The organism is Jidongwangia harbinensis, assembly GCF_020216025.1.
Lineage (GTDB): Bacteria > Actinomycetota > Actinomycetes > Mycobacteriales > Micromonosporaceae > Actinoplanes > Actinoplanes harbinensis.
This window is the reverse complement of sequence record NZ_JAIWNC010000001.1, coordinates 243,459-263,934: the sequence shown is the minus strand read 5'-3', so window position 1 is coordinate 263,934 and position 20,476 is coordinate 243,459. Positions and strand designations below refer to the sequence as shown.

24 protein-coding genes are annotated in these 20,476 nt (G+C 73.5%); 11 read left to right on the top strand and 13 right to left on the bottom strand.

What is annotated here, in order from left to right:
- Positions 1–2 precede the first annotated feature (2 nt).
- Positions 3–917, top strand: coding sequence for a YhjD/YihY/BrkB family envelope integrity protein (locus LDL48_RS01170; RefSeq protein WP_225253049.1), 915 nt, complete (start codon positions 3–5; stop codon positions 915–917).
- On the opposite strand, the gene LDL48_RS01165 is transcribed toward LDL48_RS01170, so the two are convergent.
- From LDL48_RS01165 to LDL48_RS01140, 6 genes are all read right to left on the bottom strand, one after another.
- Positions 868–1,356, bottom strand: coding sequence for a DUF1269 domain-containing protein (locus LDL48_RS01165; protein ID WP_225253048.1), 489 nt, complete (start codon positions 1,354–1,356; stop codon positions 868–870). The two genes, LDL48_RS01170 and LDL48_RS01165, sit on opposite strands and share 50 nt — an antisense overlap.
- Positions 1,357–1,386: 30 nt before the next feature.
- The gene (locus LDL48_RS01160; protein ID WP_225253047.1) at positions 1,387–1,629 is read right to left on the bottom strand and encodes a hypothetical protein; all 243 of its coding nucleotides are present in this window, start codon (positions 1,627–1,629) and stop codon (positions 1,387–1,389) included.
- A gap of 37 nt (positions 1,630–1,666) precedes the next feature.
- On the bottom strand, positions 1,667–2,146 hold the full coding sequence (locus tag LDL48_RS01155; protein WP_308016416.1) for a DUF2231 domain-containing protein: 480 nt from the start codon (positions 2,144–2,146) through the stop codon (positions 1,667–1,669).
- Positions 2,147–2,212: 66 nt separating this feature from the next.
- Complete coding sequence (locus LDL48_RS01150) at positions 2,213–2,731, bottom strand: hypothetical protein (protein WP_225253045.1); 519 nt, start codon at positions 2,729–2,731, stop codon at positions 2,213–2,215.
- Positions 2,732–2,742: 11 nt separating this feature from the next.
- The gene (locus LDL48_RS01145) at positions 2,743–4,200 is read right to left on the bottom strand and encodes a hypothetical protein (RefSeq protein WP_225253044.1); all 1,458 of its coding nucleotides are present in this window, start codon (positions 4,198–4,200) and stop codon (positions 2,743–2,745) included.
- A gap of 45 nt (positions 4,201–4,245) precedes the next feature.
- A complete protein-coding gene (locus tag LDL48_RS01140) occupies positions 4,246–4,731 on the bottom strand; it encodes a DUF6069 family protein (RefSeq protein ID WP_225253043.1) in 486 nt (161 codons plus the stop codon).
- Positions 4,732–4,928: 197 nt separating this feature from the next.
- On the opposite strand from LDL48_RS01140, the gene LDL48_RS01135 reads away from it, so the two are divergent.
- Both LDL48_RS01135 and LDL48_RS01130 read left to right on the top strand, forming a co-directional pair.
- Positions 4,929–6,200 (top strand): cation:proton antiporter, encoded by a 1,272-nt coding sequence (locus tag LDL48_RS01135; protein ID WP_225253042.1) that lies wholly within the window; start codon positions 4,929–4,931, stop codon positions 6,198–6,200.
- Positions 6,197–8,155, top strand: a complete 1,959-nt coding sequence (locus LDL48_RS01130; RefSeq protein ID WP_225253041.1) for an alkaline phosphatase family protein — start codon at positions 6,197–6,199, stop codon at positions 8,153–8,155. The genes LDL48_RS01135 and LDL48_RS01130 overlap by 4 nt, the downstream gene beginning before the upstream one ends.
- Positions 8,156–8,162: 7 nt before the next feature.
- Here LDL48_RS01130 and LDL48_RS01125 read toward each other — a convergent pair whose 3' ends face one another.
- From LDL48_RS01125 to ppk2, 3 genes are read right to left on the bottom strand one after another with little or no spacing between them, the layout of a single operon-like run.
- A complete protein-coding gene (locus LDL48_RS01125; protein ID WP_225253040.1) occupies positions 8,163–8,837 on the bottom strand; it encodes a potassium channel family protein in 675 nt (224 codons plus the stop codon).
- A gap of 13 nt (positions 8,838–8,850) precedes the next feature.
- A complete protein-coding gene (locus LDL48_RS01120; protein ID WP_225253039.1) occupies positions 8,851–9,093 on the bottom strand; it encodes a DUF8691 family protein in 243 nt (80 codons plus the stop codon).
- Positions 9,094–9,127: 34 nt separating this feature from the next.
- The gene (gene ppk2, locus LDL48_RS01115) at positions 9,128–10,003 is read right to left on the bottom strand and encodes a polyphosphate kinase 2 (RefSeq protein ID WP_225253038.1); all 876 of its coding nucleotides are present in this window, start codon (positions 10,001–10,003) and stop codon (positions 9,128–9,130) included.
- Between the two features lie 191 nt (positions 10,004–10,194).
- Here ppk2 and LDL48_RS01110 point away from each other — a divergent pair, with 191 nt between their 5' ends.
- Positions 10,195–11,637 carry a DUF2252 domain-containing protein gene (locus tag LDL48_RS01110; protein ID WP_225253037.1) on the top strand — a complete coding sequence of 481 codons (1,443 nt, stop codon included), beginning with the start codon at positions 10,195–10,197 and terminating at the stop codon, positions 11,635–11,637.
- Positions 11,638–11,651: 14 nt separating this feature from the next.
- On the opposite strand, the gene LDL48_RS01105 is transcribed toward LDL48_RS01110, so the two are convergent.
- The 4 genes from LDL48_RS01105 to LDL48_RS01090 form a co-directional block, all read right to left on the bottom strand.
- On the bottom strand, positions 11,652–12,518 hold the full coding sequence (locus LDL48_RS01105; RefSeq protein WP_225253036.1) for a M48 family metallopeptidase: 867 nt from the start codon (positions 12,516–12,518) through the stop codon (positions 11,652–11,654).
- 116 nt (positions 12,519–12,634) lie between these two features.
- On the bottom strand, positions 12,635–13,093 hold the full coding sequence (locus tag LDL48_RS01100) for an RDD family protein (RefSeq protein ID WP_225253035.1): 459 nt from the start codon (positions 13,091–13,093) through the stop codon (positions 12,635–12,637).
- Entirely contained in the window at positions 13,090–13,629 is a 540-nt protein-coding gene (locus LDL48_RS01095; RefSeq protein WP_225253034.1) for a hypothetical protein, read from the bottom strand. The genes LDL48_RS01100 and LDL48_RS01095 overlap by 4 nt, the downstream gene beginning before the upstream one ends.
- Before the next feature lie 234 nt (positions 13,630–13,863).
- A complete protein-coding gene (locus LDL48_RS01090; RefSeq protein WP_225253033.1) occupies positions 13,864–14,403 on the bottom strand; it encodes a hypothetical protein in 540 nt (179 codons plus the stop codon).
- A gap of 216 nt (positions 14,404–14,619) precedes the next feature.
- Between LDL48_RS01090 and LDL48_RS01085 the strand changes: the two genes are divergently transcribed.
- The 7 genes from LDL48_RS01085 (at position 14,620) to LDL48_RS01055 (ending at position 20,386) form a co-directional block, all read left to right on the top strand.
- Positions 14,620–15,159, top strand: coding sequence for a DUF1269 domain-containing protein (locus LDL48_RS01085; RefSeq protein ID WP_225253032.1), 540 nt, complete (start codon positions 14,620–14,622; stop codon positions 15,157–15,159).
- A 198-nt stretch (positions 15,160–15,357) separates the two neighbouring features.
- On the top strand, positions 15,358–15,759 hold the full coding sequence (locus tag LDL48_RS01080) for a hypothetical protein (RefSeq protein WP_225253031.1): 402 nt from the start codon (positions 15,358–15,360) through the stop codon (positions 15,757–15,759).
- A gap of 16 nt (positions 15,760–15,775) precedes the next feature.
- Positions 15,776–16,228 (top strand): DUF7144 family membrane protein, encoded by a 453-nt coding sequence (locus LDL48_RS01075; RefSeq protein WP_225253030.1) that lies wholly within the window; start codon positions 15,776–15,778, stop codon positions 16,226–16,228.
- Positions 16,229–16,241: 13 nt separating this feature from the next.
- Positions 16,242–16,829, top strand: a complete 588-nt coding sequence (locus LDL48_RS01070; protein WP_225253029.1) for an Rv1733c family protein — start codon at positions 16,242–16,244, stop codon at positions 16,827–16,829.
- Positions 16,830–16,879: 50 nt separating this feature from the next.
- The gene (locus LDL48_RS01065) at positions 16,880–18,613 is read left to right on the top strand and encodes a SulP family inorganic anion transporter (RefSeq protein WP_225253028.1); all 1,734 of its coding nucleotides are present in this window, start codon (positions 16,880–16,882) and stop codon (positions 18,611–18,613) included.
- Positions 18,614–18,623: 10 nt separating this feature from the next.
- Positions 18,624–19,598: a YhjD/YihY/BrkB family envelope integrity protein gene (locus LDL48_RS01060; RefSeq protein ID WP_225253027.1), complete on the top strand. Its 975-nt coding sequence runs from the start codon at positions 18,624–18,626 to the stop codon at positions 19,596–19,598.
- A gap of 110 nt (positions 19,599–19,708) precedes the next feature.
- Positions 19,709–20,386, top strand: a complete 678-nt coding sequence (locus LDL48_RS01055; RefSeq protein ID WP_225253026.1) for an HdeD family acid-resistance protein — start codon at positions 19,709–19,711, stop codon at positions 20,384–20,386.
- Positions 20,387–20,476: the final 90 nt, after the last annotated feature.

Below are 20,476 nucleotides of genomic sequence, written 5' to 3'. Positions count from 1 at the left end.
CGGTGACCACCCGGCCCGGACCGGGCGGCGGGGACCCACGGGCGGCGGCCCGGCTGCTGGCGGCGCTGCCCCACGGGGTGCGCACCCGGATCGACTGGATCGCGAACCGGGCGATCGGCCGGATTCTGATCCGGACCGCGTCCGGACTGGTCCGGGTACAGATCTTCGACCGTGCGATGACGCTGGCCGCGCAGGCCTTCACGTCCCTGTTCCCGATCCTCATCCTGGTCGGCGCGATCTTCGGCGCCGACCAGGTCGCCCGGTTCGCCTCCGCGGCGCGACTGCCGGACTCGTCCCGGCACCTGATCGCCGACGCGCTGACCGACCGCGGGCTGAGCACCTTCGGGGTGGCGGGCGTGCTGGTGGTGTTGCTGTCGTCCACCGGGCTCGCGCGTGCCCTCGCCCGCGCCTACGGGACCGTGTGGGAGGTGCCCCGGCTGCCGTCCGGTCCGCGGGCCGCCTGGCGCTGGCTGCTCGCCGTCCTGGTGGTGGCGGCGCTGCTGGTCGGCACGCGGCTGTCCGGCTGGCTCACCGCCGAGCTGCCCCGCCCGCATCTGTGGTCCGGGGCGCTGCTGGTGATCGCCGACTGCGCGGTGGCCGTACTCCTGCCGCTCCTGCTGCTCAGCCGCGCCGTGCCGATCCGCATGCTGGTCCCGGGCGGGCTGGCCTTCGCCCTGGTCATGCTGGCGGTACGCCCGGCCGGTGCGGTCTATCTGCCCCGCGCGCTGCAGAACAGCTACGACCGCTACGGCACCATCGGCCTGGCGTTCACCTACATCGGCTGGCTGTACGTGCTGGCGTTCTGCCTGCTGATGACCGCGGTCCTGGGACAGGTGATAGCCCGCGAGGCCGGCCTCGCGGGCGCGCTCACCGACCGCCGAACGTCTCGTACAGGACGTCCCGTTCCTCGTCCGTGAGGTTCGTCGCGATCAGGGTGCTGTTGTCACCGTGGAACCGTTCGCCGAGCCGGTCCAGGTCGCCCGCCTCGGTCACCAGGAACAGCGCCGAGGTGCCCCGGGTGACCTCGGTACGGATCCGCTCGAGCTGCTCCGAGGTGATGCCGGCGTCCTCGGTCGCCTTGCTGATCGCACCGATGGCCGCGCCGGCGGCACCGCCGACCAGCGGCACCAGGAACAGCGTGCCGATCACCAGACCCCAGAGCGCCCCCCAGGCGGCGCCGTGCCGGGTCTCTTCGTGCCCGTGCTCGACGGTGGGCTGAGGCGCGTCGACCGGCCAGCGGACCACCGCGTGGTCGTCGATGCGGACCAGCCGCTCCGCCGCGGCATCCTTCAGCACGGCGACGGCGCGGTCGGCGCCGTCCGGGTCCTCGAACTTCCACACCGTGAAGGTCGTCATGGCCTACTCCCGTTCGATTCGGCGGTGCCGTCAAGCTTCGGCCCGCACCTTTGCGGATGCTCCATCCGTGCCGGATGAATCCGGCACGGCCGCGCCGTTCGCCCGGCGCCGCTCGACCGCGTTGTCGATGGCCAGGGAGATCAGGACTCCGCCCGCCGCGGCGAGAAACGGCATCACCAGCAGCAGGCCGTAGTCGAACTTGGGTCGGCGTCCGCGCAGCACGTCGAGCGCGGTGACGAGACGCTGCTGGGCGATCTTGCGGTTGTCCCTCATCGGATCCACCTCTTCCGCTCGTGAACTTCTGGATACGTCAGTGCGGTGCCGGGCCGTCCAGGATCTGTCCCAGCCGCACGGTCTCGGTGCCGGCCCGCACCCGTCCGCCGCGCGGCAGCGCGGCGCCGGTCAGGACGCCGGCCGCCGCCATGGCCAGTCCCACCATCTCGACCAGCAGCAGTCCGGGCCCGACGGTGCGTTCCGGTGTGCGCATCCGCAGCAGCAGGAGCACCGCGACGAGCAGCAGCACCGCGCCGTCGAGCAGGAAGCGCCGGGCCACCGGCCGGTCGTCGGCCCGGTACGCCACGACCGCCTCGTCGATCCGTACCGCCAGCGCGGTCATGGTTCCTCCCACCAGGCCGGCCGCCAGCGTGCAGTAGGCGAGCGTCCCGACGAACCGCGGACCGCCGAGCACCTGGAACACGTCCAGCAGGACCGCCACGGTCAACAGGCCGAGCGGGAACATCAGAAGGACGGGCGCCAGAGCATTTCCGCGGATACTGAGCCGGCTCTCCATGTGGCACCACGGTGGTGTGACGCGCCGCCGGACACCTCATCCCACCGGGATGACCTGCCCGGCGACTCAGTGCAACAACGCTTTCAACACGATCATGGCGACCCCGAAGAGACCCGCCACCGCGGCCGACACCACCTGTTCCGGCCCCGACAGCCGCCCGTGCCGGCCGACCCGCCAGCCGGCCATGCAGAGCAGGACGGTGCTGCACACCAGTGCCGCGATTATCGCCGTACGCAGGGCCGCGCCGGTCAGCCGGACGGCGAGCAGGACACCGAGCGGGAGCAGCGAAGCGGTGATCATCTCCCAGCCGCTGGTCAGTTGGGTGCGCACCGTGTCCCACCGCGGGCGGCGGCCCTCGTGGATGCGCTCGGCGAGGATGCGGGCGTACCGCTCGGCGGCCCAGTACGTGGCGAGCGTGGCCAGCACGGTGACGGCGGTGGCGGTCGCGGTCCGCGCGTGCGAGGTGGCCAGCACCGCGGCGTTCACGATGATGCCGTAGATGCCCGCCGCCGTGGCCTCGCGTACCTCGTGCGCCGATCGCGCCCGCCGCGGTTCCCGGGACGATCTGGTGGGCAGGGTGGGCACGACGTGGCCCGTCAGTGGGCGCCGGCCGGGCCGATGCCGGGGACCGGTGCCGGCGTCCGGGAGCGGGCCCGGTCCGACCGCGCCGCCACCGTGACGGTGACCTCGAAGGCGGCGAGCGTCAGCACGATCAGCAGCAGCGACGCCCAGGAGGAGAGCAGCAACGCCAGCACGGCGGCGACGACCACACCGCCCACCCGCAGCGCGTCCAGGTGGCGGGCGGCCCAGCCGGGCCCCTGCGCCGCGGCCACCCGGGCGCCGGTGCGTACCCCGCGCGCCATCGCGCGCAGCCCGGCGGCCAGCCCGCGGCGCAGCCGGGTCGGTCCCCGGCCGGGTCCGATCAGGTACATCACGGACGCCAGCACGACGCCGATGACGATGATCTGCACCCCACGGGTACGCAGCAGCGCGAAGACGATGGTCAGCGTCTCGGCCACCCCCTCGCGGTACACACCGTCCGGCACCTGGAGCAGCAGCTGGTTGCGGACGGCGCGCAGCACCACGGTGACCGCCACGGCCGCGACCACCAGCCACAGGCCGAGCTGCAGCAACGAGCGCCGGCGCCGCGGGGAGACGACGAGCGCGAGCACCAGCAGGACGACGGCACCGATCACGGCCAGCACGAGGTTCCGCTTGGCGGCGGCCACCGCCTGCTGAGCGGTCCACAGTTGCCCGGAGTCGTAGACGGTGAAGCGGGCGAAGTTCTCCGGCAGCGTCACCCCGAGCGCGTCCTGCACCCGGAGCCGCAGGTTGTCGGGGATGGCGCCGGAGCTGAGGTCGGGCAGGGCGATCTGCCGGCCGAACAGGGTCGGCAGCTGCGTGCTGAGTTCCCGCAGCACCTGGTTGATCAGCGGCAGCAGGTCGATCTCGACGCGGTTCTCCCGTCCGATCACGACGGTGCTCTCGCCGTTGAGGATGGCCAGCGCGCGCTGATGGGCGCGGCGGTTCAGCTCCGCCCAGATGCGCGCGAAGCGGTCGCTCTGCAGGACGTCGGTGACCGTCGAGCGGACCACGCCGCGCAGCTGGCCGGACACCGGCCCGGCGATGAAGCCCGCCTGGGCGGGCAGCACCGACCGCAGCCGTTGTTCGACGTCGACGGCCTGGAACACCTGGGTCGTGGTGTACTCGGCGACCGCCGCGGCGATCTGCGGGTTCCGCGGCAACGGCGCCACGGTGCTGACCCACCGGTCGGTGTTGAGCACGGTGGTGGCCGCCCACACGCCGACCACGCTGGTCACCAGCGCGAACGCGGTGAGGACCACGAGCACGGCGGCGGTGGCCCGGCGTCCGGCGGCGAGGGCGGAGGCGCGACGCGCGCGGGTGTCGAGGCGGGCGTGCAGGTCCGACACCTCGGCGCGCAGCCGCGCCAGTTCGTCGGCGCCGACCCCGGTGTCTTCGTCGGGCCGGGTGCGCGGCGGGTCCTCGCCGGTCGGCTGCGCGGTGTCCGTGGGAACCCGTTCACTGGCCGTCATGGCGTCATCCGTTCCGTGTTCGCCCGGCCGACCGGGGCAGCGGTGTCAGCGGTAGGGCCGTGGCGTCGGGCCGACCGGTGCGGGCCGCATGGCCGCATGCGCGGAGCCGGCGACCAGGGACCCGATGGCCACGCCGAGCAGGAAGTTGAGGCCGGCGGTGAAGAACCGGGAGCCCAGGTTCTCCTCCGTGACGAACGGCGCCAGCATGGCCGTCACCGTCGCCAGCGTCATCACCCAGCCGAAGAAGAGCATCGGCCGGGGCGTGAACAGCAGGAGCAGGTGGATCAGTCCGGTGGCCACCAGGCTGAGCATCGCGGCGCCGAGGGCGTACCACCCGGTGCGGGCGTCGCCCCACACCCCGGCGCCCTTCGGTGCCAGCACGGCGACGCCGAACAGGCCGCGGCCCACCAGGATCCCGACGATCGCGATCAGCGCCGCCACCGCTCCGGTCGCCATGCCACCGGCCCACAGCCGGCCCGCGTTGACAACGGCCCGCGGCGGGGGAGTGGCGGACTGGTACATCGCCGTCATGGCGTCCCTCCTCGTCCCTGCGGCACGGCGGCCGCTCCGAGACGAGCGTCCTCGGGCGGTGACCGGGACGCCTCATCCGGTGGGAGTGAACGACGCGGGCGGGCGGCGCGGCGGCGGTCCGACGCGGTTCCGGCCGCTCCCTGCCGTCACTCGCCGCGGACGATCCCGGGGGACCGCACCGCGCGTTTGGATGAGGCGTGACCTCGGGCGCCCTGGCAGTGATCGCGGCCGTCGTGTTCGCCTGGGGGGCGTTCTCGGCGAAGCTGGAACGCGCCGACCTGACCGCACCGATGGTCTTCGTCGGCATCGGCGTGCTGCTCGCGGGCGCCTCTGACACCGACGCCGGGACCGCCGGGATCGCCGTGCTCACCGAGGTGACGCTGGCCTGGGTGCTGTTCTCCGACGCCTCCCGCGTGGGACTGCGCGAGCTGCGCGGCGACGCCGGGCTGTTCGGCCGGCTCCTCGGCCTGGCCCTGCCGATGACCGTGCTGTTCGGGGCGACCGCGGCCTGGGCGGTCCTGGACGCCCCGGCGCCCTGGTACGCGCTGCTCATCGGGGCCGCGCTCGCGCCCACCGACGCCGCGCTGGGCGCCGTCGTGATCACCCATCCGGCGGTGCCGGCCCGGATCCGGCGCATCCTCAACGTGGAGAGCGGGCTGAACGACGGCATCGTCACCCCGGTCGTGCTGCTCGCCCTGGCCGGCGCCGCGACGACGACCGGGCACGGTGGCCCGAACGCCGTCGCCGCCGCCCTGCAACTTCTCGGCGGCGCACTGATCGGTGCGGCCGTCGGCGGCACGGGCGGATGGCTGTTGCGGGCGGCCGGCCGGCGCGGCTGGACCGACGACAGCTTCGCCGGTCCCGCGGTGCTGGCGCTGGCGCTCAGCGCGTACCTGGTGGCCGTGGCCGGGCACGGCAACGGGTTCGTCGCCGCCTTCGCCGGCGGCATCGCCTTCGGGCACGTGGCCGGGCGGGGCGGGCCGCGGGAGGTGTTCTACGTCGAGGAGACGGCGGGCCTCGCGTCCCTGCTGGTCTGGCTGCTGTTCGGCGCGTTCGCGGTGCCGCTGCTGTACGGACAGCTCGACGTCGCGCTGCTGCTGTACGCCGTGCTGAGCCTGACCGCCGTACGGATGATCCCGGTCGCCCTGAGCCTGATCGGTGCCCGCCTCGGCGGCCGCACCGTGCTGTTCGTCGGCTGGTTCGGCCCGCGCGGGCTCGCCTCCGTGGTGTTCGCGCTGCTGGCGGTGGAGCACCTGGGCGAGCGGGCCGGCCCGGCGGTCGCCGCCATCGTGTTGACCGTGCTGCTCAGCGTGGTGGCGCACGGCGTGAGTGCGGGTCCCTGGGCCGCCCGGTACGGTGCGCGCAGCCACCCGTCCGGCGCCCCGGCCGTCCCCGGACCGGCCGCCGCCGCACGACTGCGGCGGCCCGGCGCGACCGCACCCGCCGCGACGGGCGGCGAAGCGCCGTGACCACGGACCGGGCGGTGCCGCCGCGCAGGGCACCGGTCTCCGCGGTGCTGAGCGTGGTCCTGCTGTGCTGGGTGGCGCTGGCCGTCACGGTCGCGGTGGTGCCCGGGATCGCGGCGGTCACCGGCGGGGCGGTCCTGCTCGCCGCGGCGGTCCTGGGCCTGCTCGGCGCGGTCCTGCGCCCCGCCGCCGCGGTGCTGCTCACCCATGCCGGCTGGGCCGGGGTGTTCGGCGGCTGGCTGCTGGGCCAGGCGGTGCTCTTCTACCTCGCCCTGTCGATCACCCCGGGCCTGCAGGTGGCCGGCTTCTGGACCGCCTTCTGGGCCTCGTGGATGTACGCCGGCCTGGTCAGCGCCGGACTCTGGGTGGTCACCGCGGGCCAGGGCGGTATGGTCGTCCGGCATCTGCTGCGGGTCAACCGCCGGGTCCGCCGTACCGCGGCGACCAGCGACGTCCCGGGTGTGGTGGTCGTCCAGATCGACGGGTTGTCGGCGCCGCTGGCGAGGTGGGCGCTGGCCGCCGGCACGATGCCGACGCTGGCGCGGTGGCTGGGCTCGGGCAGCCACACCCTGGTGGAGTGGCACGCGCAGCTGCCCGCCACCACCCCGGCCAGCCAGGCCGGCCTGCTGCACGGCGCGAGCGCCGGGGTGCCCGCCTTCCGTTGGTACGAAAAGGAATCCGGCCGGCTCGTGGTGACCAACCGGCCCCGCGACAGCGCGCTGGTCGAGTCCCGGCTCTCCGACGGGCGCGGGCTGCTGGCCGACGGCGGCGTCAGCGTCAGCAACGTCTTCTCCGGCGACGCACCCACCAGCGTGCTGACCATGAGCACGGTCGGGGGACGGGGACCGGCCCGGTACGTCGCCACCTACCTGCTCGACCCGTTCGGCCTCACCCGGTCGTTGTTCCTCACCGCCGCGGAGATCGTCAAGGAGCTGCACCAGGCCCGGCGGCAACGGCTCCGGCGGGTGCGGCCGCGCACCGCCCGGACCGCCTCGTACGTGCTGCTGCGCGGGCTGACCAACGTGCTGCTGCGCCACCTGAACCTCTCGATCGTCGCCGAGCACGTGATGCGCGGCGCCCCGGTGATCTACTGCGACTTCGTCGACTACGACGAGATCGCGCACCACGCCGGCCCGACCCGTCCGGAGGCACTGGCCGCCCTCGAAGGCATCGACGACGTGCTCGCCACGCTCGAGGCGGTGGTGGCGGCGGCGCCCCGCCCGTACCGGTTCGTCGTGGTTTCCGACCACGGGCAGAGCCAGGGCGCGACGTTCGCCCAGCGCTACGGTGTCACGCTGGACGACGTGGTGCAGCGGCTCGCCCCGGCGGCCGGCACCTCGGCCGCGGCCGGCGGGCAGGACGAGCACGCCGGACGGGTCCGGGTCCTGACCAACGAGCTGCGGCGCGGTTCCGGGTCCGAGGCGCCGGCCGCGCCGGGAGCGGAGATCGTGGTGGCCGCGTCGGGAAACCTCGCGCTGGTCTACCTGACCCGGGTCCCGGGGCGGGCGAGCATGGAGGAGATCGAGCAGCGGCACCCCCTCCTGCTGCCCGGCCTGGTCGAACACCCCGGCATCGGCTGGGTGATGGTCCGGTCGCGCCGGCTCGGGCCGGTGGTGCTGGGCCGGGCGGGCTGCCGCCACCTGCGCGACGACCGGATCGAGGGACAGGACCCGCTGGCCGGGTACGGCCCGGCGGCCGCCGCCGACCTGCGCCGTCACGACGAACTCCGGCACACCGGCGACATCGTGGTCAACAGCGTCTACGACCCGGTGACCCAGGAGGTCGCGGCGTTCGAGGAACTGATCGGCTGCCACGGTGGCCTCGGCGGCTGGCAGGACCGCCCGCTGCTGGTCCATCCGTCGGCGTGGCCGGTGGACGCGGAGCTGGCCGGTGCGGACGCCGTGCACCGCCAGCTGGTGCGGTGGCTGGAACGGTTCGGCGGCCGGGCCGGCCGGTGAGCCGGGATCACCGGCCGGTGTCGCCGGGCTCCGCGCCGGTGTCGCGCCAGCCCCGGGGCCGCCAGTTCTCCACCACCTTGGACACCGCGGTGACCAGGAACAGCGTGCCGAGCAACGCCTCCAGCACGGCGATGCTCTGCGCCGGGTTGGTCGCCGGCACCAGATCGCCGTAGCCGGTCGTGGTGAGCGTGACGAAGCTGAAGAACAGCGCCTGGGGGAGGGCGGGGTCGCCCGCGTCGCCGAACAGCGGGCCCGGTTGCAGGGCCGCGACGCAGGCGTACGCGAAGCCGAACGCCATGCCGATGAGCAGATAGGCGGCCAGGGCGCCGAGCATCGTCTCCCGGTCCACCCGGCGGTGGACGCCGATGTCGCGGACGATCGAGATCGGCGCCACCAGATAGAGCGCGCCGGCGGCCAGGAAGGTCAGGCCGGTGAGCGGGCGGCCGGGAGCGAACCAGGCGAACGCGGCCGCCACCAGCGCCAGTGCGAACACGGCGACGGAGGCGAGCCGGACCGACCGGCGGGCCCGGGACACCCGCAGCGCCAGCCACACCGTGCCGGCCTGCACGACCAGCAGCACCGTCGGCAGCCAACGGCCGCCGGGCACCAGGGACAGCACGTACGTCGAGACGATCAGCGTCAGGACGGGGCCGTAGCCGTGCCGGGCCGGCCGTTCGCGCATGCCGCTCGGCCGGTCAGCGGGTCGGATCCAGCAGGGTCTCGGGACCCTCGTCGTTGGGCAGCCGCCGCACCTCGATCAGGCGGAGCCCCAGCCCGTGAATGCGGGAGATCAGGCCCACCACCGCGGACTGGTCCGGCAGCGACCCGTGCAGCACCGTCTCCGGCGGCTCCACGCTGACCGTCAGGTCGTGCAGCTCCGACAACAACTCCGCCGGGATCACCCCGGCGACTCTGACCTGGTACGACGCCTCAAGCATGTCGCTTCCTCCCTCGCGGCCGCTGGCCGAACCGTCATCCGGTGAACCTGCCGTTGCGCCGTAAATCGGCTTGCATCAAGGCGATCTCGTCCCGGCCCGGGACGACGATCCGCGGATCCGGAGCGAAGTCCAGGTCCGGGTTCGGCTCCTTGTAGTCGACCGCGTTGAGGATGACCTTGATGGCGTTCAGACGGGCCTGCTGCTTGTCGTTCGCCCGGATGATGAGCCAGGGCGCCGCCTTCGTGCCGGTGCGCGACAGCATCTCGTACTTGCATTCGGTGAAGTCGTCCCAGCGGCTCTGCGCCTGTAGGTCGATCTCGCTGAGCTTCCACCGGCGTAGCGGGTCGGTCATCCGGCGGTCGAAGCGGTCGGCCTGGGTCTCCTTGGTGACGCTGAAGTACAGCTTCACCAGCACCGTGCCCTGCCGTACCAGGTCCTTCTCGAACCCGGTCACGCCGCGCAGGAAGTCCTGGTACTCCTTGCGGCTGCAGAAGCCGAAGACCCGTTCCACCATCGCGCGGTTGTACCAGCTGCGGTCGAACAGCACGATCTCACCGCCGGTCGGGAACTGCGCCACGTACCGCTGGAAGTACCACTGGGACCGTTGTTCCTCGGTGGGCCGGCCGAGCGCGACCACCCGGTAGTGCTTCTCGTTCATGTACCGGGTGACCCGGCGGATCGCACCGCCCTTGCCGGCCGCGTCGCGTCCCTCGAAGAGCACGATCATCCGCAGATCCTGATCCTCGAGATGGCGCTGGAGCTTGAGCAACTCCACCTGCCACGGGCGCAGATGCCGATCCGATCGCAGCTTGCGGTTGAGGACCGCCCGCTCGCGCCGTAGGGCGGCGAGCTCCCGCATCGCCTCCTGGTACGCCACCGCAATGTCCACCGGGGGTGGTGACGCCGCCATCCTGGTCCTCCTTCGTACCGCCTCCCATGAGCCTTGTCCCGATCGGGTCGCGGGGACTCATCCCCGGTGAGTGACGTTCCCCGATCCGGCGCCGGCGGGTTCGTCCCCGACGGATGGTGCGCCGTGGCCCGGTGCCGGTGTCTGGTGGCACCCGAGGGCCGGAGTTGGCCGGCCTCCGCAGGAGGTGTGCCATGGCAGTTCGGACCGCGAACGAGAGCACCGGCACGACGGCCTCGCCGTCCGCGGCCCCGGCTGCCCGGCGGGCCGCCGGGCGGGCCGCCCGCGCCCGGGTACCGTTCGAATCCCACGTGAGCGTGCCGGCGGACGGTGATCGGCCGAATCCGGTCGAGGTGCTCGTCGCGCAGTCCGCGACCCGGCTGCCCGAGCTGGTGCCGATCCGCTACGGCCGGATGCTGGTGTCGGAGTTCGCGTTCTTCCGGGGCGCCGCCGCGGTGATGGCCGCGGACCTCGGGCGTACCCCCACCTCCGGGTTGACCTGTCAACTCTGCGGGGACGCGCACCTGAGCAACTTCGGCGTGTTCGGCTCGCCGGAGCGGCGGCTCGTCTTCGACGTCAACGACTTCGACGAGACCCATCCGGGCCCGTGGGAGTGGGACCTGAAGCGCCTGGTGGCGAGCCTCGCCGTGGCCGGTCGCGGCAACGGCTTCCGGCGCCGCGAACGGGCCGGGGTGGTGCTCGCCGCGGCCGGCCGCTACCGGCAGGCGATGCGCCGCTTCGCCGACCTGGGGCACGTCGACGTCTGGTACGCCCGCGCCGACATGGAAGAGGTCAACGCGCTGCTCAAGGACCAGCTCAGCGGGGCCCGGCGGAAGCGCTTCGCCGCGGCCCAGGCCAAGGCGCGCACCCACGACAGCGTGCACGCGTTCCGCAAGCTGACGGCGCTGGTGGACGGCCGGCGACGGCTCGCCGCGGACCCACCGCTGCTGGTCCCGGTGCAGGATCTGCTGCCCGACAGCGGCCGCACGGATCTGGAGAACCGGGTCTGCGGGCTGCTCGCCGGTTACGCCGGCACCCTGGCCCCGGACCGGCGGCGGCTGTTCGAGGCGTACCGGTTCGTGGACCTGGCCCGCAAGGTCGTCGGCGTGGGCAGCGTCGGTACCCGGTGCTGGGTGGTCCTGCTCAGCGGCCGGGACGAGAACGATCCGTTGCTGCTGCAGGTGAAGGAGGCGCCGCCGTCCGTCCTGGCCGGGCACGTTCCGGACCGGCCGGAGGCCGAGTGGCACAGCGAGGGCGAACGGGTGGTGTCCGGGCAACGGCTGATGCAGGCCACCGGCGACATCTTCCTGGGCTGGCACCGGGCCGCCGGCTTCGACGGCCGGCGGCGCGACTTCTACGTGCGGCAGTTGCGCGACTGGAAGGGCTCGGCGGTCGTCGAGACGATGGACCCGGAGGCGATGCGGGTGTACGCCGCCCTCTGCGGCTGGACGCTCGCCCGGGCGCACGCCCGCACCGGTGACCGGATGGCGATCGCCGGATACCTCGGCGGCAGCGACAAGTTCGACCGGGTGATGGTCGAGTTCGCCGAGCGTTACGCGGACCGCAACGAGCGCGACCACGGCCTGCTGGCGGCCGCGGCGCGTTCCGGCCGGATCCCGTTCCGGGACGGCGTGTGAGGGCGGGTTCCGGCTCAGACCGGCGTCTCCGTCTCGGCCTCGCGCAGCCGCGCGTGGAACAGCCCGAGGCGGTACAGGCGTTCCAGCCGGCGGACGGTGAACGGGTGCGAGCGCGGCAGCTGGGCCAGCCCCACCCAGAAGCCGTGCAGCGACCGGCCCTGCCGGACCAGCTCGTCCACGTCGACGACGTGCTCGGTGTGGCGGCCCGACGCCAGCAGCACGAGGCCGGTCATGCCCAGCGGCGCCAGATGGGCGCCGTGCCGGTCGCAGGAGTACTCCCGCAGCCGTGACAGGGCCGGGCCGAGCAGCGGGATCCGTTCCGAGTAGGCCACCGCCAGCTGGTACCACAGCGACACGTGGTGCAGCCGGATGTGGCCCAGTTCGTGTCCCAGGATGAACCGCAGGCCGTCCCGGTTGCCGTGGTACAGGTTCACGAAGAGCTCGTTGGACAGCACGACGTAGTCGTGGCCGGTGGCCTGTGCCGCGAACGCGTTCAGCGCCCCGTTGCCGTTGCCCAGATAGATCTGCGGCCGCCGGCGGAGCCCGAGACGCTGGGCGAACTCGTCCGCCGTGCGGTACAGCTCCGGGTACTGGCGCGGGGACAGCTCGACCGCGGTGCCGCGGATCGACGCCCGCTGCGTCTCGCGTACCACGATCAGCGTCGGGACCAGGAGCAGCAGGCCGATCAGGGCACTGCGTACCGCGGTGGCCCAGCCGGTGTCGTGGAACCGCTCGGGCAGGCCCGGAAGCATCACGGCGGCCTGCACGATCGCGACGATGATGAGCACGTTGAGTACCACCATGAAGATGAAGAACGGCAGCTCGGCGGGGTGCCGTAGCCGGCCGGCGGGGGTGGCGGGGTGCCGCGTGGACTTCGACACAGCGATCCTCCTCGTTCGTTCCTGCCGCGGGGGCGCACGGCCGGAATGCCGTGCTGCCGCCGAGCGTGCGCCACCGCGCCGGGTGTCGCCTCACCCCGCCAAGGTGAGGTGGGCGCTCAGAACCGGCGGTCGCCGTCGCGGTGGGCCCGGACCCGGATCAGCACGGTCCGGGCCACCTTGTCGTGTACCGCCTGGTGCCGCCGGTCCACCAGGGCCCAGACCGCTCCCACCGGGAAGTAGGCCAGCACCAGGCCGCGCAGCAGTGCCGCCGGCCAGGTCAGCCGGCGCGGGCGCGCGGCGACCACCCGCAGGCCCAGTACCGCCATGCCCGGGGTCCGGCCGGCGAGCGTCCAGAACAGCGCGCAGTACGTCGCGAACAGGGCGGGCAGCACCACCAGCCCGGCCGACGCGGCGGCGAGCGCCAGGTCGTGCACCCGCGCTCCGACAACCAGGGTGATCAGGCTGGCGATCGCGGTGCCGGCGGTGAACAGGGCGGTGACCAGGAACGCGTCGATCAGGTACGCGACCGTCCGGGTGACCGGCCCGGCGTACGTCCGCTGCGCCGGGGCGCTCACAGCTCGGGAGGCGGTGCCGGGGTCCGGCGGGGACCCCGCCGGAACACCCGGACGGCCAGCCCTTCGACCGCGGTGTCGCCGGCGTCCGCGCCGGCCCGCAGCCGTCCGACCAGTTCGTCGACCATGCTCTCGCGCTGCCCGCGGATGAGCGCCTGGATCCGCTCGGGTTCCTTCTCCAGCAACAGCAGGACGTCGTCGAGGACGGCCCGCACCACCGGCCGGAGGATCCGTTCCAGCTGGTGGTCCACCACGCGGTCGAGGACCGGCGAGGTGGCGACCGTGACCACCGCGTCGTCGGCGGTCCGCTCGGCCCGTTGCCGCCAGCGCGCGCGTTCCGCGGCGCCCCGGTCGGCCAGCCCGGCGACGCGCCGCCGGTGCCGTGCCGCGGCCCGGCGCAGCCCGGTGACCAGATCCGACGTGGTGTCCTCGGCCGCGAACGCGGCGCCCAGCACGGTGTCCGCCCACCGCACGACCGCGGGGCGCGCCGGACCGGCCGGGGTGGACAGGGATGCGGCTTGTGGGTCGGTGGCAGTCATGTCGTCACCGTGCCCCGCCGGGCCGGCCGGCGCGCCACCCGCTGCGGGTGAAAGGCGCCCCGCGCCGGACACGCGGACGCAGCCGGGGCGAACTCGCCCCGGCTGCATCCCTGTGACACCGGCTCAGCGCCGGCGGCGCCGTGACACGCGCCGTGCCGTGCGCCGTGCCGTGCGCCGTGCCACCCGGCGGGATCCGAACATGTCCTCACCTCCCTGCGTGCCCGCGGCGGTCCGCTAGCGGGCCGCCGCCGTCTCCAGGTCGTGCAGTTCCTTGGCCTCCGCCGCCGTGGCCATGCCGATGGCGACCAGATCGAACGGACTGATGAAACCGTCGCTGATCCGGTAGCCGCCCGCGCGGGCGATGGCGTCGCGCAGCGGCACGGCCCAGTGGTGTTCGATGAGCAGGAGCGCCGCGGCGGAGTCGTCGGGGATGTCGGCGAGAATGTCCCAGGCGTCCTCGTCGGTGAACGCTCTCGTCCCCGCGGTGGCGGCCTGCGCACCGGCGACGGCGCCGGCCTCCATGCCGGGCTCGCCGTCGATGCCGAGCCCGATCAGCGCGCCGATCTTGGTGCCCAGCTCCACCGCCTCCGGCACGGAGAGATTGCTCAGGTGCTCGACCTCGACGTCACCGCGAGCGGTCTTGTAGACGGCGAGCGCGTCGATCACCCGAACGGTGTCGGTGCTGCGGAGCCTTTCCAGCTCCGCGATGACCTCGCCGTGGAAGTCCGGACGATCGAAGCCCAGCACGATGAGTTGGACCGGACCGATGGCCATCTGCCACTCCTTCCTGTAGCCCGGTTCCGATCCTGGGCCGGGCCCCGGCGGTGCACCTCATCCGGTGGGGGTGACACCGGTCCGGCGCCGGTCCGGCGCCGGACCCAGCTTCATTCGCCGGGAATGAGGCTGGGGTCCGGCCGCCGTGGCTGACTGGGTCGGACGCCGGAGACGCGAAACCGGCGGGGCAGATCAGCGAAGGGATGTGTACGAATCATGGCAACACTCGTCGCCATCGGTTACCCCGACGAGACCACCGCGACGGCTGCGTCGCTGGAGGCACAACGTCTCGCCAAGGATCTGATCATCCAGCCCGACGCCATCGCGGCCATCATCCGCGACCGGGAGGGCAAGTTCCACGTCACCACCAACCATCACGAGGTGGGCGGCGGCGCGACCTGGGGCATGTTCTGGGGCCTGCTGTTCGGCGTGCTCTTCTTCATCCCGTTCCTCGGCATGGCGGTCGGTGCGGGGCTCGGAGCCCTGATGGGCAAGATGACCAAGGGTGCGATCAACAAGGAGTTCCAGGCCCAGGTCCGCGACATGCTCGAGCCGGGCACGTCCGCGCTGTTCCTCGTGGTCGAGCACGTCACCCCGGACAAGGCGGTCGAGGGACTTGCGCAGTTCGGCGGCACGGTGCTCAAGTCCTCGCTCCCCAAGGAGACCGAGGCGGAACTGCAGGAGGCGCTGCACGGCGACGCCGACGGTGCCCAGGCGGACCCGGTGGCGACCTCGTCGGCCTCGACCGCCCCGTGAGACCGATCCGGCGCCCGCCCGGTCTCCGGCGAGGACCTGGGGACGGGCAGCCGGATTCCTAGGGGATGCCGGCCCGAGTGGTGACGGGCCGGCACCCATGGGATGCCGGCCCGTGTGGGCGGGCCGGCATCCCCCTTTCCCGGTGTTTCATCCCCGCCAGATGACGCACCGGCCGCACACAGAAATGAGGCTCGGCCCATGAGACGGATGCCCATGTTGATCGCCGCCGGGACGGCCGCGGCGACGCTCGCGATCGGCGGTTGCAGCACGGACCAGCCGCCGGTGTGCGAGAGCCTGGCGGCCGTGCAGACGACGATGAACCAGATCCGCACCACGAACGTGTCGGAGAACGGTCTGGCCCCGCTGAAGGCGCACCTGCAGCAGCTGAAGACCGATGTCTACCTGCTGCTGACCGACGCCGGGGCGCAGTTCGCGCCGGAGGTGGAGGCGGTACGCACGGCCGCCGACCAGGTCTCGGCGAGCGTCGCGATGGCCCGGGAGACGCCCGACGTGGCCAACCTCAGCGCCGTCCGGACGACGTTGCAGGGTCTGCAGACCAGCCTGCGCGGCCTCGCTGACGCGATGTCGGGGACCTGCTGAGGCCGGGAGGGACACCATGTCCGAGAGCGCTCCGGCGCCGGGTGAGTCGTACACCGGTGTCGACCACAGCGAGGCGACCGCGTGGATCGCCTGGGTTCTGCTCGGCGCACTGATGCTGGTCATGCTGGGCGCCGTGCACGTCGGCACCGGCCTGGTGGCGCTCGCCCGGCCCGAGGTGCTCACCGCGGGCCGCGCCGACCTGCTGCTGCCGGTCGGGCTGACCACGCTCGCCTGGTGGCACATCGGGATCGGTGCCGTCGCGGTCGTCGCGGGGGTCGGACTGGTCCGCGGGCGCGGCTGGGCGCGGCTTCTCGCGGTCCTGCTGGCCGGCACGTCCGCGCTGGTCAACTTCGCGTTCCTGGACGTCCATCCGGTGTGGTCGGTCACCGCGATCGGAATGACCGCCGTCGTCATCTACGCGGTGGCCGCGCACGGTGCCGAGGCCGCAGGCGCCTACGGCGACTCATGACAGGGGAGGCCGCATGTGCTCCAGGCGCATCGCCAGCCGGATGCCGTGGAACCGGAATCCGTTGCGCCGCGGTTCGGACACGGTCCAGGCCTGGCTGACGCTGGTGGTGGTGCTGGCAACGCTGATCGTCGCGCCGTGGCTGGCCGGACACGTGGCACACACCACCTACCGGTCCGGGATGCGCGCCATGGCGTGGGAGGAACAGCATCACCGGCCGGTGACGGCCGTTCTGCTGGAGGACGCCCCCGACCTCGTACCCGGCGGCGCCGAGGCACCGCCGGGCCCGGACACCGTTTCGGTGCCGGCCCGCTGGACCGGAGCGGACGGCACGGTCCGCACGGGATCGGTGCCGGCCGCCGGGGGCACGCCGGCCGGCGACGCGGTGACCGTCTGGGTCGACGACCGGGGAACGGTGGTGCGGCCGCCGGTGCGCCGCAGTCCCACCCTGGACGCCTGGGTGGCCGCGACGATGGCGGCGCTTACTCTGGTCGCCGCCCTGGTCGTCACCCGGCGGATCCTCGTCTGGCGCCTCGACCGGCGCCGGTTGCGCTCCTGGGAGACGGAATGGCTGGTCGTCGGCCCCCGCTGGAGCCGACGGTGAGCGGGGCCGGCGGACCCGCGAGCGCCGGTCCCGGGGGTCCCGGCCGGTGGATGCCCGGCGTACGGACGGTGGCGACCTACCGCCGGGCGTGGCTGCCCAAGGACCTCGTCGCCGGTCTGGTCCTGTCCAGCCTGCTGGTGCCGCAGGGCATGGCGTACGCCGAACTCGCCGGCCTGCCGCCGATCACCGGCCTGTACACCACGGTGTTCGGCCTGCTCGGCTACGCCGTCTTCGGCCCCTCCCGGATTCTCGTGGTGGGACCGGACTCCTCGCTCGGGCCGATGATCGCCGCGGTGCTCGTGGCCACCATCGGCTCCGGTGGCGACCCGGCCGTGGCCGTCGGCCTGGCCTCGATGCTCGGGCTGCTGGTCGGCCTGACCATGACCGCGGCCGGGATCGCGAAGCTCGGGTTCGTCGCCGACCTGCTGTCCAAGCCGACCCAGATCGGCTACATGAACGGTCTCGCGGTGACCATCTTCGTCAGCCAGCTGCCCAAGCTGTTCGGGTTCTCGGTGGACGGCGACGGGCTGGTCAGCGAGGCGTCCGGTTTCCTGCGCGGGCTGGCGGCCGGCGAGGCCGTGCCGGCCGCGTGCGCGGTCGGCCTGTTCACCCTGGCGATCATCGTGGTGCTGCAGCGGTGGCTGCCCAAGGTGCCGGCGGTGCTCCTCGCCGTGGTGGCCGCGATCGCCGCCACCTGGATTCTGGACCTGGGCGAGCGCGGTGTGGAACTCGTCGGTCCGCTGCCGGCCGGTTTCCCGCCGTTCACCGTGCCGCGGGCCTCCTGGTCCCAACTCGTGCTGTTGCTGGTCGGCGCGGTGGGCATCACGATCGTGTCACTGGCCGACACGATCTCGACCGCGTCGTCGTTCGCCGCCCGTACCGGGCAGGAGATCCGGGCCGACCAGGAGATGATCGGCGTCGGTGCGGCCAACGTCGCGGCGTCCTTCTTCCAGGGTTTCCCGGTCAGCACCAGCGGCTCCCGCACCGCGGTCGCCGCGCAGTCCGGTGCCCGTACCCAGGTGACCGGGATCGTCGGCGCCGCCGTCATCCTGACCATGCTGGTGCTGACCCCCGGTCTGCTCCGGGACCTGCCGCAGCCCACCCTCGCCGCGGTGGTGATCGCCGCATCGCTGTCTCTCGCCGACCTCCCCGGCACGGTCCGGCTGTGGCGGCGGCGGCGCCTGGAGTTCCTCGTCTCGATCGCGGCGTTCCTCGGCGTGGCCCTGCTCGGGGTCCTGCCCGGCATCGGGGTCGCGGTCGGCCTGTCGGTGCTCAACGTGTTCCGCCGGGTGTGGTGGCCGTACCAGACGGAGCTGCGCCGGGCGCCGGGCGTGTCGGGTTACCACGACGTGCGCTCGTACCCGGACGCCGAACTGCTGCCGGGGCTCGTGCTGTTCCGCTTCGACGCCCCGCTGATCTTCGCGAACGCCCGGGTGTTCCGGGACCAGATCCGGCGGCTCGCCCGCACCGAACCGCGGCCGGACTGGATCGTGCTGGCGGCGGAACCGGTCACCGACGTGGACACCACCGCGGCGGACATGCTGGCGGTGCTCGTGCAGGAACTCGACGCCCAGGGGACGGCGCTCGTCTGGGCCGAACTCAAGGACCCGGTCCGGAGCAAGATCGACCGGTACGGCCTGACCGCCGCCGTGGACGAGGCGCACTACTTCGCGACCCTGGACGAGGCGGTCGTCGCGTACCGGGCGCGTACCGGCGCCACCTGGACGACGCCGGCCGCCGAGCCGCCGACCCGGGGCGAGGTACCGCCCCGGCCGGCGCGGTGACCATGACGCCATGACCGGCGTGAGCCGGATCGTGCAACGGCTGGACCGCTTCCAGCAGCGGCGTCCGGTGCTCGGCTTCGCGTACGCGGTGGTCCGCAAGTACGCCGACGACGACGGCGGCCGGGAGGCCGCGCTGATCACGTACTACGGGTTTCTCAGCATGTTCCCGGCACTGCTGCTCGCCCAGACCGTCGTGGTGCGGGTCCTGCACCAGCGGCCGCCGCTGCGGCACCGCGTGGTGGCGGCCATGGTGCCGCCGTCGCTGCAGTCCACCGTCTCCGACGCCGTGGCCTCCCTGCCGACCGCGCCGGTGGCCGTCGCGGTGGCGCTGGGTGGCCTGGTCCTCTCCGGCGCCGGTGTGGTCCTCGCGGCGGCCCGCACGCTCAACCACCTGGCCGCCGTCCCGTACCGGTTGCGGACGTTCACCCCGTGGCGCCCGGTACGCACGGTGGCCGCGCTGGCGCTCGTCCTGGCCGGGACGGTGACGGTCGGTTCCCTCGCGGTGATCGCCGCGGCCCATCCGGGCCGGCCCGGGGTGTCCCGGATGATGCTGGTGGCCGGGGAGGGCGTGACCGCCTGCGCGGTTCTGCTGCTGGCCGCGCGACTGCTGTTGGAACGCCCGGCGCCGGTGCGGGCGCTGTGGCCGGCGGCCGTACCGGGCGCGGTGGCGGTCACCCTCACGCTGGAGCTGGGTGCGGCGGTGCTGCCCGGCCTGGTCCGCCGGGCCGGCCCGATCTACGGCGCGTTCGCCACCGTGGCTGCGATGTTCACCCTGCTGTACCTGCTCAGCCTCGCGCTGGTGCTCGCGGCCGAGGTCGCCGCGGTGCACCGGGCGCGGCTGTGGCCCCGCGCGGTCGACCGCAGCCGGCCCGTGGCGGCCGACGTCCGCGCGCTCGGCCTGCTCGCCCGGGAGCAGGAGCGGATTCCCGGGCAGCGGGTCGAGTCGCGGCTGCCCCGCCCACCGGACGAGCGCGCCCCGGGCTGAGCGCCGGCCGGGTCCTTCGCCGCGGATGATGACCGCGCCCCCGGCGCCGGGGTTTGCTCGGCATGGCGGTCGCGCCCGCACCGTACGAGCACGGGCCGGAGGAGGTCGGTATGACCGGGACAGCAGAAGAACCGGGCCAGGGTACGGCGGACGGCTGGCGGAGCACCACCGAGGAACTCCAGTCACTCCCGGTCCCCTGGGGAGTGGTCCTGGCCACCGGCATCTTCGGTGTGGTGTTCGGCGCCGCGGTGCTGATCTGGCCGGACATCTCGTTGCGGGTGATGGCCCTGATCGCCGGCGGGTGGCTGCTGATGGCCGGCCTCGCCCGGATCATCGCCGCCTTCCTGCCCGGCAGTGGCGGGTCCATCGTCCATCACCTGCTGTCCGGCATCGTCGGCGTCGTCGTGCTCATCGCGGGCCTGGTCTGCCTGCGCGATCTCGTCAGCCGCCTCACGGTGCTGGCCCTGCTGTTCGCGGTCACCTGGATCCTCAGTGGGATCACCGGTGTCGTGCTCGGCCTCCAGCAGACCGGTCCGGCCCGGGCCGGACTCATCGCCGCCGGCCTGCTCTCCGTGGCGGCCGGCATCGTCTTCGTCCTGGTGCCGGACCTGTCGCTGACGACGCTCGTCGTCCTGACCGGCGTCAGCAGTCTGCTCGTCGGCCTCTCCGAGGTCGTGCTGGCGCTGTTCCTGCGCCGGACGGCCGCCTCCACCCGAGCCGCCGGGCCGGGACTGAACGCATCGCCGGCGGCCGGGCGCGGAACCGCCGCGACCACCCGTCCCGCCTGACGTCGCTACCGCCGCGCCGGCCCTGCCGATTCCGGACCCTTCCGGACGGCGGCCGGCGCGGCGGCGTTCCCGGCAACAGCATCGCAACAT